The 13,251-nt window shown below is 40.4% G+C and carries 14 protein-coding genes; 5 read left to right on the top strand and 9 right to left on the bottom strand.

Going from position 1 to position 13,251, the window contains the following annotated elements; genetic code table 11:
* Positions 1-13 precede the first annotated feature (13 nt).
* On the bottom strand, positions 14-835 hold the full coding sequence (gene dapD, locus FTV04_RS09025; RefSeq protein WP_111883963.1) for a 2,3,4,5-tetrahydropyridine-2,6-dicarboxylate N-succinyltransferase: 822 nt from the start codon (positions 833-835) through the stop codon (positions 14-16).
* 374 nt (positions 836-1,209) lie between these two features.
* On the opposite strand from dapD, the gene carO reads away from it, so the two are divergent.
* A complete protein-coding gene (carO, locus tag FTV04_RS09020) occupies positions 1,210-1,938 on the top strand; it encodes an ornithine uptake porin CarO (RefSeq protein WP_111883964.1) in 729 nt (242 codons plus the stop codon).
* Between the two features lie 56 nt (positions 1,939-1,994).
* Here the strand turns inward: carO and FTV04_RS09015 are convergent, their stop codons facing one another.
* The 8 genes from FTV04_RS09015 to FTV04_RS08980 form a co-directional block, all read right to left on the bottom strand.
* Positions 1,995-3,209, bottom strand: a complete 1,215-nt coding sequence (locus FTV04_RS09015; protein WP_257221003.1) for an OmpP1/FadL family transporter — start codon at positions 3,207-3,209, stop codon at positions 1,995-1,997.
* Positions 3,210-3,362: 153 nt separating this feature from the next.
* Positions 3,363-4,286, bottom strand: coding sequence for a CysB family HTH-type transcriptional regulator (locus FTV04_RS09010; protein ID WP_180003268.1), 924 nt, complete (start codon positions 4,284-4,286; stop codon positions 3,363-3,365).
* Positions 4,287-4,342: 56 nt separating this feature from the next.
* On the bottom strand, positions 4,343-5,404 hold the full coding sequence (locus FTV04_RS09005) for a sulfate/molybdate ABC transporter ATP-binding protein (protein ID WP_180089288.1): 1,062 nt from the start codon (positions 5,402-5,404) through the stop codon (positions 4,343-4,345).
* A gap of 11 nt (positions 5,405-5,415) precedes the next feature.
* Positions 5,416-6,303, bottom strand: a complete 888-nt coding sequence (gene cysW / locus FTV04_RS09000) for a sulfate ABC transporter permease subunit CysW (protein ID WP_078190343.1) — start codon at positions 6,301-6,303, stop codon at positions 5,416-5,418.
* A complete protein-coding gene (gene cysT / locus FTV04_RS08995) occupies positions 6,300-7,133 on the bottom strand; it encodes a sulfate ABC transporter permease subunit CysT (protein ID WP_180007627.1) in 834 nt (277 codons plus the stop codon). The genes cysW and cysT overlap by 4 nt, the downstream gene beginning before the upstream one ends.
* Before the next feature lie 85 nt (positions 7,134-7,218).
* Complete coding sequence (locus tag FTV04_RS08990; RefSeq protein ID WP_180089287.1) at positions 7,219-7,824, bottom strand: alpha/beta hydrolase; 606 nt, start codon at positions 7,822-7,824, stop codon at positions 7,219-7,221.
* A 33-nt stretch (positions 7,825-7,857) separates the two neighbouring features.
* Entirely contained in the window at positions 7,858-8,871 is a 1,014-nt protein-coding gene (locus tag FTV04_RS08985) for a sulfate ABC transporter substrate-binding protein (RefSeq protein WP_180089286.1), read from the bottom strand.
* 176 nt (positions 8,872-9,047) lie between these two features.
* Entirely contained in the window at positions 9,048-10,055 is a 1,008-nt protein-coding gene (locus tag FTV04_RS08980) for a sulfate ABC transporter substrate-binding protein (RefSeq protein WP_180048714.1), read from the bottom strand.
* 161 nt (positions 10,056-10,216) lie between these two features.
* Here FTV04_RS08980 and pabC point away from each other — a divergent pair, with 161 nt between their 5' ends.
* From pabC to FTV04_RS08960, 4 genes are all read left to right on the top strand, one after another.
* Complete coding sequence (pabC, locus tag FTV04_RS08975) at positions 10,217-11,026, top strand: aminodeoxychorismate lyase (RefSeq protein ID WP_180089285.1); 810 nt, start codon at positions 10,217-10,219, stop codon at positions 11,024-11,026.
* Position 11,027: 1 nt separating this feature from the next.
* Positions 11,028-12,080: an endolytic transglycosylase MltG gene (gene mltG, locus FTV04_RS08970; protein WP_180089284.1), complete on the top strand. Its 1,053-nt coding sequence runs from the start codon at positions 11,028-11,030 to the stop codon at positions 12,078-12,080.
* Between the two features lie 9 nt (positions 12,081-12,089).
* The gene (gene tmk, locus FTV04_RS08965) at positions 12,090-12,695 is read left to right on the top strand and encodes a dTMP kinase (RefSeq protein WP_180089283.1); all 606 of its coding nucleotides are present in this window, start codon (positions 12,090-12,092) and stop codon (positions 12,693-12,695) included.
* 68 nt (positions 12,696-12,763) lie between these two features.
* Positions 12,764-13,183 carry a PaaI family thioesterase gene (locus FTV04_RS08960; RefSeq protein WP_180003387.1) on the top strand — a complete coding sequence of 140 codons (420 nt, stop codon included), beginning with the start codon at positions 12,764-12,766 and terminating at the stop codon, positions 13,181-13,183.
* Positions 13,184-13,251: the final 68 nt, after the last annotated feature.

Here is a 13,251-nt window from a genome sequence, read left to right as displayed (position 1 = left end):
CTGAAATAAAGACTTAGTCTTCGCGTAATAAGTCGTTCAAGCTTGTTTTCGCACGAGTTTTCGCGTCAACTTTTTTCACGATTACTGCAGCATATAGGCTGTATTTACCGCATTTAGAAGGCAGGCTGCCAGAAACCACAACAGAACCAGCAGGAACACGGCCGTAATGGATTTCGCCAGTTTCACGGTCATAAATCTTAGTTGATTGACCAATGAATACGCCCATTGAAATCACAGAACCTTCTTCTACGATCACACCTTCAACGATTTCAGAACGCGCGCCGATAAAGCAGTTGTCTTCAATGATTGTTGGGTTTGCTTGAAGTGGTTCAAGAACGCCACCAATACCAACGCCACCAGATAAGTGAACGTTTTTACCAATTTGAGCACATGAACCAACAGTTGCCCATGTATCAACCATTGTACCTTCGTCAACATATGCACCAATATTGACATATGAAGGCATCAATACAACATTTTTTGCTTGGAAAGAACCTTTACGTGCTACAGCAGGTGGTACTACACGTACACCAGCAGCTTTAAATTGTTCTTCAGTCCAGTCAGAGAACTTAGTATCTACTTTGTCATAGAAGCGTAAGTCACAAGCTTCCATTGGTTTGTTGTCGTTCAATTTGAATGAAAGCAAAACGGCTTTTTTCACCCATTGATGAACAATCCATTCACCATCAATTTTTTCAGCAACACGTAATGTACCGTTGTCTAGGCCAGCGATCACTTCTTCTACTGCTGCACGTACTTCAGCAGGACAGTCAGCTGCAGTGAAATTAGCACGGTCTTCAAACGCTTGTTCAATGATTGTTGAAAGCTGAGACATGTTCTTCCATCCAGAAAAAAATTTTCCAAGATTTTACACTAAATCGAGTTAAAAATAGATGGTAAATCGGCCTAGGATCGGAATTAATTATTAAGCAAGCGCTAAAAGCAAGAAACTAAGGGTGATGGATGTAGCACTTTCATAAAATTTGTATAAAAAATACGCAAAATATACAGAATTGTTCTCAAGCATCATTATTATGTTTAAAAAATCAAACAAAAACTCTTTATTAATCAATATTAAAATCTAAATGTATCAAAAGTTAACAAAAAATCAGTAAATTTGCATAAATGTTGAGCTGTGTTTCCTTTTAACATGTGCCATATAACAAGACTGTAGAAATCTGAATAACAGTTTATTTTGAGGAGAAACACATGAAATCATTACGTTTATTAACAGTAGCTGCTCTACTTACTGCTGCAGGTACTGCAATGGCAGATACCTCTGTAGTTCATGATGGCTATGCATTTGATCAAAACCAACTTATCCCAACTGGCGCTCGTCTAGAAGTGGGTACGACTGGTTATGGTGGTGCGTTACTTTGGACTGCGAACCCATACGTCGGCCTTGCATTAGGTTATAACGGTGGTGATATTTCGTGGACAGATGATGTCTCTATTGATGGTACAAAGTACGATCTAGATATGGAAAATAGCACTGCGTATTTGAATGCTGAGATTCGTCCTTGGGGAGCAAGTGCAAATCCATGGGCACAAGGTTTATACGTTGCAGCAGGGGTGGGTTATATTGATAACGAATATGATCTAACTAAACGTTCTAAAGATGGCACAATTAAAATCAATGGTACAAATTATTCGTATAACGGATCTGTTAACGGAAACATGTCTTACGAAAATGATATTGCACCGTATGTAGGTTTGGGTTTTGCGCCTAAATTAAATAAAAACTGGGGTGTCTTTGGTGAAGTGGGTGCTTACTACACAGGTAATCCAGCAGTTGACTTAGATAAATCTGGTACATTTGTTAATGCTGCTGGTGGTAATGCATCTGCAGATTTACGAGCAGAAGAGCAAAAAATCCGTGAAGATGATAAATATCAATGGCTTCCAGTAGGTAAAGTAGGTGTGAGCTACCATTGGTAAGTTCTTACTGAAATAAAAAAACGAGCTTCGGCTCGTTTTTTTTTATTAGAAAGCGTTTAAAATCTGTGACCAAATTTCAGACCATAGATCATGGCATCATTGTCTGAGAGACTTGCAAGACCTGAAATATGAGATGTTTCAGTATTCGATGGTTTTGAGAGTTTCAAATAATACAAGCCAGTTGCTAGAAAATTGTTCGGGTTAAATTTATGCATCATACCTAAACCTAAACCTCGATAGCCATCACTTGGGTTTAAGGTAGACGCCGCATTTCCTGTCCCGTTGTCCCAAATAAACTCTGCAGCAGCGAGCCAACTCGGATTCAATTGATGTGCGATCCCTAACTTTCCTGACCATTGATCTTTCTGATATTCCACCAATTGGATATCAGCTAAATCACGGTATTGTGGATCGAGTGCTGCGTATTGAAGCACGGCATTAAACTGCGGTGGCTGAATGTTGAAATCTTTCCAATTAATCCAACGAACTGTGCCATATACAGCATTATGTGAGCTAACAGCTGTTTGAAATTCAAAATTAACGCTTTGTGGCGTTTGAATGGAGGTATGGGTGTCTGGTACTAATTGAAAAGGACCATTTGAATATAAAGTTGATTCAGAGGTCGTATTTTCATGTTTGATTTTTGAACGATAGGTTAGGCTAGTTTTAATAGCATATTCAGGGATTTGATAGCTTAAACCGAGCAGCCAACCAAGCGCTTCATCTTGTTTAAAATCGGCATGGTAGCCATTGAGAGCAGCATATTGTTGCCCAGATATTTTTAAATCAGCCTTAAATGTTTGTAGGCTTAAACCGCTATAAATATTCCAATTTTTATTGGGTTGATAGCCTACCAGTCCAGTTAGGTTATGCGTTCTAAAGTTAATATCGGCGCTTTCAATATCGATATTTGAGCTATCTGGTAAGCGAGGACTATATTGATAACTGATATCAGTATGAAAAGGTTGCTCATAAATTACTCCCGCAGAAATATTTTCATGTGGTTGAATTTTAAGTGCAAATTTCCCAGAAAATTGTTGATGAGCGAGATTCCCTGTAGAAAAATCAGTGATGCCCAATTCACTAATTAAGCCTTGATTCTGAACTTTGCCGTCAACTTGAGCATCGACATAAGCGAAACTGGCTTCAGTATAATTTCCGTGTTCAAGAAAGGCCGAGATCGATTGATCTGAGTTTTCTATTCCTGCTGCATACATGATCTGTATGGGGCAGACGATACCGACTGCCACTGCGACGAATTGATTTTTCATAAATATGGGTCGGAAGTAATAAGGTTTTAATTTTTATTGTGTTGGATGTATTTTAATCGAAATTAAAAATAAAGCCAAGAAAACTTAGATAAAATATGTGTTTACCAAAAAAAGAGGACAGTAGGTGTCCTCTTTAATTCGTCAATTGGCCTATCATTCTTCTGGGTAAGCCACTTTTTTCAACGCTTTGATGTCGGCATCTGGTGAGCATAAAGAAATAAACTCGTAGCCATAACCGCGTAGCAAATGTCCTTTGCGAACAGCAATCCAAGTGGTATTAACGCCAAAAATATCGGTAGGAATCTGTTTTAAACGGTAGTCACGTTCTGGGTCGTATGCTACATCGTTGACAATACCAACCCCCATATTCAGTTCAACATAGGTTTTAATAACGTCTGCATCAAGTGCGGACATCACGATATCTACATTAAAGCCTGAATCTTCAAAAGCTTTATCAATTTTAGAACGACCCGTAAAACCACCGTGGTAAGTAATAATTGGATAGTTCGACAAATCTTCAATGGTGATATTTGATTTTTGGGTGAGTGGGTGCTCTTGTGGTGTGATGATACTGTGTTGCCAGTTATAGTAAGGCACACTTGCAAGGTTATCTTCGGTGGTTAACGATTCGGTTGCGATCCCAATATCCGCTTCACCTTGAAGGAGCATTTCTGTAATTTCAACAGGGCTTGCTTGTTGCAAAATTAGATGAACTTTTGGAAATTCTTTTTTAAATTGGTTCACAATCGGCGGCAAGACATAACGCGCTTGCGTATGTGTGGTCGCAATAGTCAATGTCCCTTCATCCACTTTGTTAAAGTCATCTGCTAGACGTTTAATATTGTCTGCATCCACGAGCATGCGTTCAACGATTCCCAATAAAGACTGGCCTGGTTCGGTTAAACCGAGTAGACGTTTACCTTTACGAATAAATAGCTGTACACCAAGTTCATCTTCTAGATCTTTGATGTGTTTACTCACGCCAGACTGCGAGGTGTAAAGTGCAGCAGACGCTTCTGTTAAATTAAAATTCTGACGTACGGTTTCTCGAATAATTCTTAATTGTTGGAAATTCATAATTTTATTTTACCTTAAAAGCAAGTGGGGCTTGTAAAGGCCCCCAACTTTTTGTTTTATGCAACTTGGTTTTCAAATAAATGCAAGTTCGTTGCACTTAACCATACTGTTTGATTTGGGCGGAATTGATGTGCTTTCGCTTCATCTGCCGTTAATGAAATTTCAATCAGATTGCCCTGACGGTCATGCAATTCAGCAATCACTTTACCTGCAATCCAAAGCTCACGTACAAAAGTTGCTTGGATAGCATTTTCTTGCGGCTGTGCATGAATGCGTAGTTCATCCGGACGAGCGAAGGCAATGACATTTCCTTGCGGCGCATTGGCATTTTGTGGCAACAAAATTCGGTCTTCACCAATTTGAATGAGGCCATTGCTATTTTGACCTTCAAAACGGTTGGCTTGACCTAAAAAGTCAAATACAAACGGTGTTGCAGGTTTTTCATAAACTTCACGTGGCGAGCCAATCTGTTCTACGTTGCCTTTGTTCATCACAATGATTTGATCGGCCACTTCAAGTGCTTCTTCTTGGTCATGGGTCACGAAAATAGAGGTGATGTGGAGTTCGTCATGCAAGGTACGTAACCAGCGGCGTAATTCTTTACGAACTTTGGCATCCAATGCACCAAAAGGTTCATCCAGTAATAACACACGCGGCTCAACCGCTAAAGCACGTGCTAAGGCAATACGTTGGCGTTGACCACCTGAAAGTTGTGCAGGGTAACGGTCAGCCAAGAAACCAAGTTGAACAAGATCAAGTAAACGAGTAACCCGTTTTTTGATTTCAGCTTCATTTGGACGCGTTGCACGTGGGCGTACGCGTAAACCAAAAGCAATGTTGTCAAATACGGTCATATGACGGAATAGTGCATAATGTTGGAATACAAAACCAACTTCACGTTCACGGACATGAACTTTAGTGGCATCTTCACCTTCTAGAATGACTTGACCGCTATCGGCAGATTCAAGTCCTGCAATGATACGGAGCAGGGTGGTTTTACCACAGCCTGATGGGCCAAGCAACGCAACAAGCTGGCCATCAGGGAAATCTAAAGAGATATTTTTAAGTGCATGGAATGCACCAAAGTGTTTTTCAATATTTTTTACTTGAATACTCATGAGGTCATTCCTTAAGAAACTTGTGAATCTTCTTTACGCTTGTCTTGTCGTTCCTGACGTAGTTCAACCCATGTTTTTAAAATCAGGGTCACAATCGCCAAGAGCGCTAATAGTGAAGACACAGCAAAAGCAGCACTAAAGGTATATTCGTTATAAAGGATTTCTACGTGTAGCGGTAAGGTGTTGGTTTCGCCACGAATGTGACCTGAAACTACAGAAACAGCACCAAACTCACCCATTGCACGTGCATTACATAGAATCACGCCGTAGATTAAGCCCCATTTGATATTTGGAAGTGTCACTTTCCAGAAAGTCTGCCAGCCTGAAGCACCCAATACGATAGCTGCTTCTTCTTCCTCTGTCCCTTGAGCTTCCATTAATGGAATCAACTCACGTGCCACAAAAGGAACGGTAATAAACACAGTAGCAAGGACAATGGCTGGAACGGCATATAAAATTTTGATGTCGTTATCCATCAGCCAGCCGCCTAACCAACCTTGAGTACCAAAAATCAATACCAACATTAAGCCAGCAATAACTGGAGAGACTGAAAATGGCATATCAATAATCGTGGTTAAAATAGATTTACCACGGAAATTAAACTTGGCAACACACCATGCCGCTGCTACACCAAAGACCACGTTTAACGGTACGGCAATCACAGCTGTTAATAATGTCAGTTTCACTGCAGATAATGTGTCTGGATGAACAAGTGCTTGGAAGTAAACGCCAACACCTTGTTTAAAGGCCTCAACGAAGACCAAAACCAATGGCAGAATCAGGCAGCTTAAGAAGAAAATTAAAGCAATGATGATCAGGGTATAACGAACCCATGTTGGTTCACGCGTTGCATCACGCGACTGTAATTTTTCCGCAAGCGCATTACTATTCGTATTCATCGTGCAGTTCTCCCTGTACGGCGACTTGCCCATGCTTGAACCAAGTTAATTAAGAATAAAATAGCAAAAGAAATCACCAGCATCACAACTGCAATCGTGGTCGCACCTGCATAATCATATTCTTCAAGGCGAGAGATAATCATCAATGGGGCAATTTCAGTCTTGAAGGGTTGGTTACCTGCGATAAAAATCACCGATCCATATTCACCCACACCACGAGCAAAGGCCAAAGCAAAACCTGTTAACAGCGCAGGAAATAGAATAGGTAAGATCACTTTGGTCACGATCTGAAAGCGATTTGCACCCAGTGCAGAAGCTGCTTCTTCAAGTTCAGTTTCTAGGTCGCTCAGTACAGGCTGTACAGTGCGAACCACAAAAGGAATACCAATAAAGATGAGGGCCAAGGTAATACCGATCGGGGTATATGCGACTTTAATGCCAATGGGTTCAAGGTACTGACCGATCCAACCAGTCGGTGCATATAACGAAGTCAGTGCAATACCAGCAACGGCAGTTGGCAATGCAAAAGGTAAATCAACCAATGCATCGATAATACGTTTACCCGGGAAGGTATAGCGAACCAAACACCATGCTAAGAGCAAACCAAAAACCACATTGACTAACGCAGCAATAATGGCGGCACTAAAACTCAGTTGTAACGATTTTAAAATACGTTCTGAGCTTAAAATCTCCCATAGTCCGTCCCAACCGATACCTAAAGATTTAATAAATACGGCCGAAAGGGGAATGAGCACAATTAAGGATAAATACGCTAGGGTAAAGCCTAGAGAAAGACCAAATCCTGGCAGCACTCGGGATCGCTGCGACATGATGACTCCTCAAAATGAGAAAAGCTGACTTAAAAGGTCAGCAAAATTGAATAAATGATTTTGCGACAAGCTTAATGCTCAGTACTTAAAAAGCAAATTGAAATAAATACTTGTTTTCATCAGTAAAGTTGATATGTTTCATGTGGTTTTCTGAAATTAAGTAATTGAAAATTTCAGGAAACGGTCCAAAACCTGATGCAACATTAATGTGTCCTACAGCGCCCATATTCACAGGGTAGAGCTTCCAAGCACCTGCAAGTTGTTTTGCATCTTCAAAGCCAAGCCAAGGATCATTTTCACTAATCAACATCGTTGTCGGCACACGAATAGTTAGCTGATGAAAAAATGCTTTGTAATCCGTTGTACTGTCGCGTGCAAAGCCGTTTTCTCCAAAGCGTGCTGGATTGGCTGGCGCAACCAAAACTAAATTTTTGATTTTTTTATTCAGTTCAGGATGCAAGGCCAATGCTGCCACCGTGGTTAAACAACCAAAGCTATGCGCCACAATTTGAATTTCACCCTGTATAGGTCGTACGGTTTGAACGAATTGTTTAATCCAGTCTTTGAGTACAGGATGATTCCAATCTTTTTGCTGAACACGAGAGCTAGACATGAGCTGACGTTGTAACCAAGATTGCCAATGTGCGTGTTCACTACCGCCTACACCCGGGACAATTACTGTATGTGTCATGTCAAGTTCTCCTGATTCAGTCAATGACTGGACTTATTTTCCGTTGTTGGCTTTAACGATTTGGTCAAACACGCCGCCATTTTCAAAGTGTGCTTTTTGAACTTTATCCCAACCACCAAATTCTTTATCAATGGTTACGAGTTTAAGTGGCTTAAAGACTGACGCGTATTGTGCAAGTGTTGTGGCGTTACGTGGACGGTAAAAATTTTGAGCTGCGATTTGCTGACCACGTGGTGAATAAAGGAAGTTTAAATAACCTTTGGCTAAATAAAGATTGCCTTTTTTCTCCGCATTTTTTTCAAGAACAGCAACAGGTGGCTCAGCTAAAATTGAAAGTGAAGGGGTTACAATTTCAAACTTACCCGGTTGTTCACGAATCGCTAAATGTGCTTCATTTTCCCAAGCTAGTAATACATCACCAATACCACGTTCAGCAAAGGTCGTAGTCGAACCACGTGCGCCTGAATCGAGTACTTTGGTGTTTTTATAAATCTTACGGACAAATTCTTGAGCCGTTGTATCATTACCACCCGTTTGATGTTTTGCCCAAGCCCATGCTGCTAAATAGTTCCAACGCGCACCGCCTGAAGTTTTCGGGTTTGGGGTAATAATACCTACGCCTGGTTTAACCAGATCGCCCCAATCTTTAATCGCTTTAGGGTTGCCTTTACGGACTAAGAACACAATGGTTGAGGTATATGGCGTTGAGTTTTGTGGAAGTTTCTTTTGCCAATCTGCAGGTAAAAGTTTGGCTTTTTCTGCAATCACATCAATATCCGCTGCCAGTGCTAAAGTCACCACATCGGCATCTAAACCATCAATGACGGCACGTGCTTGTTTACCTGAACCACCGTGAGATTGTTTAAAATTAATTTTTTGACCTGTACGGCTTTCCCAATATTTACTGAAGTCTTTATTCACACTTTCATAGAGTTCACGCGTTGGGTCGTAAGATACGTTTAAAAAGTCTTTTGCAGCTGCACCAAAAGAAATCGTCGAGATGACGGCAGCAAGAACACCCAATTTTAATTTTGCGGAAATACTCATGTGAACCTCAATAATTTTTACTTTGTCTGTAACATGGGGGAAGAATAGCGCCAATCTTTATGCATAAAAAATAATTAAAAACGAATTTTATATGAATAAAAAAGATAACAAATGTGTCTACGAAAAAAAAGCATCGACCTTATGCGAAAGGAAGATGCTTTTCTGTATTTAAAGCATTATTTGGAATTATTGGTCTTCACGATTTGATCAAAGACGCCACCATTTTCAAAATGTTTTTTCTGTACTTTGCTCCAACCACCAAACTCTTTATCAATAGTCACTAATTTTAAAGGTTTAAAAACATTTTTATATTTTGCCAGTACCGCAGCATTACGTGGACGATAATAGTTCTGTGCTGCAATGGTTTGACCTGCAGGTGAGTACAGATAATTTAAATATGCTTTGGCTAAATTTTCATTGCCATCCTTCTTGGCATTTTTTTCTACAATCGCAACAGGTGGCTCGGCCAAGATAGAAAGTGAAGGGGTCACAATCTCAAACTTACCCGGCTGTTCACGAACTGCCAGATGTGCTTCATTTTCCCAAGCCAATAACACGTCACCAATACCACGTTCAGCGAATGTAGTTGTTGCACCACGTGCGCCTGAGTCGAGGACTTTGGTTTGCTTATAGATTTGGCGGACAAATTCTTGGGCTTTTGTATCGTTGCCACCTGCTTGATGTTTGGCCCAAGCCCACGCTGCTAGATAGTTCCAACGCGCACCACCGGATGTTTTTGGGTTCGGGGTAATAATGTCGACACCTGGTTTAATTAAATCGCCCCAGTCTTTGATGCCTTTCGGGTTGCCTTTATGCACTAAGAACACAATAGTCGATGTATATGGCGTTGAGTTTTGTGGGAATTTTTTTTGCCAGTCTTTTGCAACTAAACCACGTGCAGCAATTTCATCAATATCTGCAGCCAAGGCCAAAGTGACGACATCGGCATCTAGACCATCAATAACTGCACGAGCCTGTTTACCTGATCCACCATGGGATTGTTTAAAGTTAATGTCTTGGCCTGTGGTTTTTTTCCAGTAAACGCTAAAGTCTTTATTGAAGTTGTCATACAATTCACGGGTTGGATCATATGACACATTTAAGAAATCTTTGGCAGATGCACTGAATGCTGTGGCAGAAATGAATGCAGCCAAAACCCCAAGTTTTAATTTAGATAGATTCATGTTGTCCTCAATTTTTATACATGTTTTGTTGGATGAGGCAAGAATATCTGTAGTTTTTATGCAGAAAAAATAATTAAAAAAGAATTTAATATGAACAAAAAAGAAATATATGCTGAACGATTATTTTTTAAAATAAAGTGATGTAATTGGGATGACGACGTATGCAGTGTTTTAAAAATGCGCAGCAAATAGAACAAGTTGATTTACTTGATCGCGCCTTTCACTATGGCGATGGCTGTTTTAGCACGGCACGTATTCGCCAAGGACAAATAGAACTATTAGCTTTGCATATTGCACGATTAAAACTGAGTAATGAGCGATTAAAGCTAAATGCAGATTTAAGCCTTATTGAAGACACTCTAAAATTGTTACGTAAACAAGATGTCGTCAATGGCACTTTAAAAATTGTGTTGAGTCGTGGTATCGGTCAGCGTGGCTATAGTTTACCTGAGCATCCAGCAGATGTTTGGGTGTTTTATTACCCCAAAGCTGTTACGGATTTTGAGTACGAAACTGTCGAAAGTGGTGTATTACATCAAGCCATTGGGTTAACCATGCCAAGTTTGGTGGGCTTGAAGTCCTTAAATCGATTAGAACAAGTCATGCTCAAAGCAGAGTTGGATCAAACCCCATGGGGGGAAGCTTTGGTGACGGATGTGCAAGGTACAGTTGTCGAAGGTGTGAGCAGTAATTGTTTTATTCGTACAAATGAAGGATGGATTACGCCCGAACTTCGTTATAATGGCGTGCATGGTGTCATGCGTGCAGAAATTTTAAAACGGATGCAGCAGCATCAGATTGCATGTACTCAACGTCACGTCAATATGGATGAAATTCCGCATTTTCAGAGTGTTTTTTTCTGCAATGCTTTAAGTCCCATGAAAATTGCATCAACTCTGAATGGAGTTGAGTTAGATGTTCAAGCTTGTATTGAACTTTTCCGAACACTTCAATTAAGTCAGATTCGTTAATATGTCCACCGCGTCTAAAAAAACAAATAAGAAAAAATCTGCCAAAGCAGGTTTTCCATTTAAAGCATGTTTGGTTGTGCTACTTGGCATCGTTGTACTTGTGGCGATCTTACTGTGGTCGAGTTTATTTAAAGCCTATCCCGTGGAAGGCAAAAAGCAGATGTTGGCGATTGGTGCAGGGGATACCTATTCAGGATTTATTGACCGACTGGCCAAAGAGAAACAAATTAATTTTCCTATTATTTTGAAGTTGTACCAAAAGTTCATGATCAATGACACCCTGAAAGCGGGTGTATATGAAATCCATGAAGGCATGAGCGTACGTGAAGTTATGAAACTGATTTCTAACTCTGAAAATGCGCAAATGAATCGAATTTTAGTGATCGAAGGGACAACATTTAAGCAACTGATAGATGCTTTAAAAAATGACCCTTTGGTGACACATGACATCAGTCATTTACCGTATGCACAAATCTTAAAAGAGCTCGGTATTCCGTATTCACACCCTGAAGGCTTATTTGCACCGAATACGTATTTCTTTGCAAAAGGCGAGTCTGATCGAAAAATTTTGAAGGATTTGTATAACCGACAAATCAAAGCCTTAGATCAGGCTTGGACTAATCGAGCTCAAAATTTACCGTATAAAGATAAATATGAAGCCTTAATTATGGCGTCGATTATTGAAAAAGAAACCAGTCTTGATCGTGAGTTGGAGCAAGTATCAGGGGTGTTTGTCCGTCGTTTACAACAAGGCATGCGTTTACAAACGGACCCTACGGTTATTTATGGCATGGGCGATAAATACCAAGGCAATATCACTCGCCAAGATCTACGTACACCTACAGCATATAATACGTATACGATCAATGGCTTACCGCCTACACCGATTGCTTTGCCGAGTCAAAAAGCAATTGAAGCCGCGATGCATCCAGATGCGTCAAATAACATCTATTTCGTGGCGACAGGTAACGGTGGTCATAAATTTAGCAGTAATTTGCAAGACCATAACCGCGCGGTACAAGAATATTTATCTGTAATTCGTGCGAAAAATTGAGGAGTGAGCATGTTTATTAGTTTTGAAGGCACGGAAGGTGTGGGTAAAACCACGTTGATTCGTAAACTACATGAGCATTTCCAACACTTAGCAAAAGATGTGGTATTAACCCGTGAGCCGGGTGGTACACCTATGGCAGAGCAAATTCGCTCATTGTTGCTTTCGGTGAACCACGAAGAAACCATGAGTAATGATACTGAATTATTACTCATGTATGCGGCACGTGCGCAGCACTTAGAAGCCGTGATTCTGCCAGCGTTGGCTGCAGATAAAATCGTTTTATGTGACCGTTTTACAGATTCGAGTTTTGCATATCAGTGTGCAGGTCGTGGTTTGGACCGAGAAAAACTCAAAGTTTTAAATGACGGTTTTGTGGCGCGTATGCCAGATATTACCTTTTGGTTAGATGCACCGATTGAAACGGGGATGTTACGTGCACGTGAACGTGGTGCTTTGGATCGATTTGAGCAAGAGAAAGCAACGTTCTTTGAGAAAGTGCGTTCAGGTTTTGCTGAAATTCATGAAAATGAGCCTGCACGCATGAAGCGCCTCGATGCGACGCAAACACCTGAACAGGTTTTTCAACAGGCATTATCGCATCTACAGCAGATCTAAAATGCCATAGTATTTGTTAGGCAATTGATTTAAAAATCATTCATAGCAAAAGTTATGGATGATTTTTTATGCATGCTACAAAACAGGAGATTATCAATTTCCTTAAGACTGAATTTGCGCCAAGCTTAAAGCATTGCACTATCGTTGAAGTTGGTGAAAAGGCTGCCACTTTAATTTGGCATGTGACTGAAAAAGATTTGCGGCCTGGCAATACTGTTTCAGGCCCGACTATGATGACTTTGGCGGACTTTGCGCTATATGTGGCTATATTGGGGGAGATCGGGATTGTAGGACTGGCGGTCACGACCAATATGAATATTAATTTTTTAAGAAAACCCGAAGCCAATCAAGATTTAATAGGCGAGTGTCGATTGCTGAAAGTGGGCAAAAGTATAATTTATGGTGAGGTGTTGGTGTATTCAGCAGGTGTGGATGAGCCTGTTGCACATATAACAGGGAGTTATTCTATTCCACCAAAACGAATATAAAGGCTCAATTGCATTTGCTGATTCAAATAAAAAGCCGAATTTATATTCGGCTTTTTATGGTTTTTAGA

This window comes from Acinetobacter sp. YH12219, from assembly GCF_013417875.1.
GTDB lineage: Bacteria > Pseudomonadota > Gammaproteobacteria > Pseudomonadales > Moraxellaceae > Acinetobacter > Acinetobacter amyesii.
The sequence above is the reverse complement of the archived record's forward strand: the minus strand, read 5'-3'. Positions and strand labels throughout refer to the sequence as shown.

What these genes read in the sequence shown, in the direction of transcription:
- dapD (WP_111883963.1), bottom strand. Translation starts at nt 835, where the DNA reads ATGTCTCAGCTTTCAACAATCATTGAACAAGCGTTTGAAGACCGTGCT.
- carO (WP_111883964.1), top strand. Translation starts at nt 1,210, where the DNA reads ATGAAATCATTACGTTTATTAACAGTAGCTGCTCTACTTACTGCTGCA.
- FTV04_RS09015 (WP_257221003.1), bottom strand. Translation starts at nt 3,209, where the DNA reads ATGAAAAATCAATTCGTCGCAGTGGCAGTCGGTATCGTCTGCCCCATA.
- FTV04_RS09010 (WP_180003268.1), bottom strand. Translation starts at nt 4,286, where the DNA reads ATGAATTTCCAACAATTAAGAATTATTCGAGAAACCGTACGTCAGAAT.
- FTV04_RS09005 (WP_180089288.1), bottom strand. Translation starts at nt 5,404, where the DNA reads ATGAGTATTCAAGTAAAAAATATTGAAAAACACTTTGGTGCATTCCAT.
- cysW (WP_078190343.1), bottom strand. Translation starts at nt 6,303, where the DNA reads ATGAATACGAATAGTAATGCGCTTGCGGAAAAATTACAGTCGCGTGAT.
- cysT (WP_180007627.1), bottom strand. Translation starts at nt 7,133, where the DNA reads ATGTCGCAGCGATCCCGAGTGCTGCCAGGATTTGGTCTTTCTCTAGGC.
- FTV04_RS08990 (WP_180089287.1), bottom strand. Translation starts at nt 7,824, where the DNA reads ATGACACATACAGTAATTGTCCCGGGTGTAGGCGGTAGTGAACACGCA.
- FTV04_RS08985 (WP_180089286.1), bottom strand. Translation starts at nt 8,871, where the DNA reads ATGAGTATTTCCGCAAAATTAAAATTGGGTGTTCTTGCTGCCGTCATC.
- FTV04_RS08980 (WP_180048714.1), bottom strand. Translation starts at nt 10,055, where the DNA reads ATGAATCTATCTAAATTAAAACTTGGGGTTTTGGCTGCATTCATTTCT.
- pabC (WP_180089285.1), top strand. Translation starts at nt 10,217, where the DNA reads ATGCAGTGTTTTAAAAATGCGCAGCAAATAGAACAAGTTGATTTACTT.
- mltG (WP_180089284.1), top strand. Translation starts at nt 11,028, where the DNA reads ATGTCCACCGCGTCTAAAAAAACAAATAAGAAAAAATCTGCCAAAGCA.
- tmk (WP_180089283.1), top strand. Translation starts at nt 12,090, where the DNA reads ATGTTTATTAGTTTTGAAGGCACGGAAGGTGTGGGTAAAACCACGTTG.
- FTV04_RS08960 (WP_180003387.1), top strand. Translation starts at nt 12,764, where the DNA reads ATGCATGCTACAAAACAGGAGATTATCAATTTCCTTAAGACTGAATTT.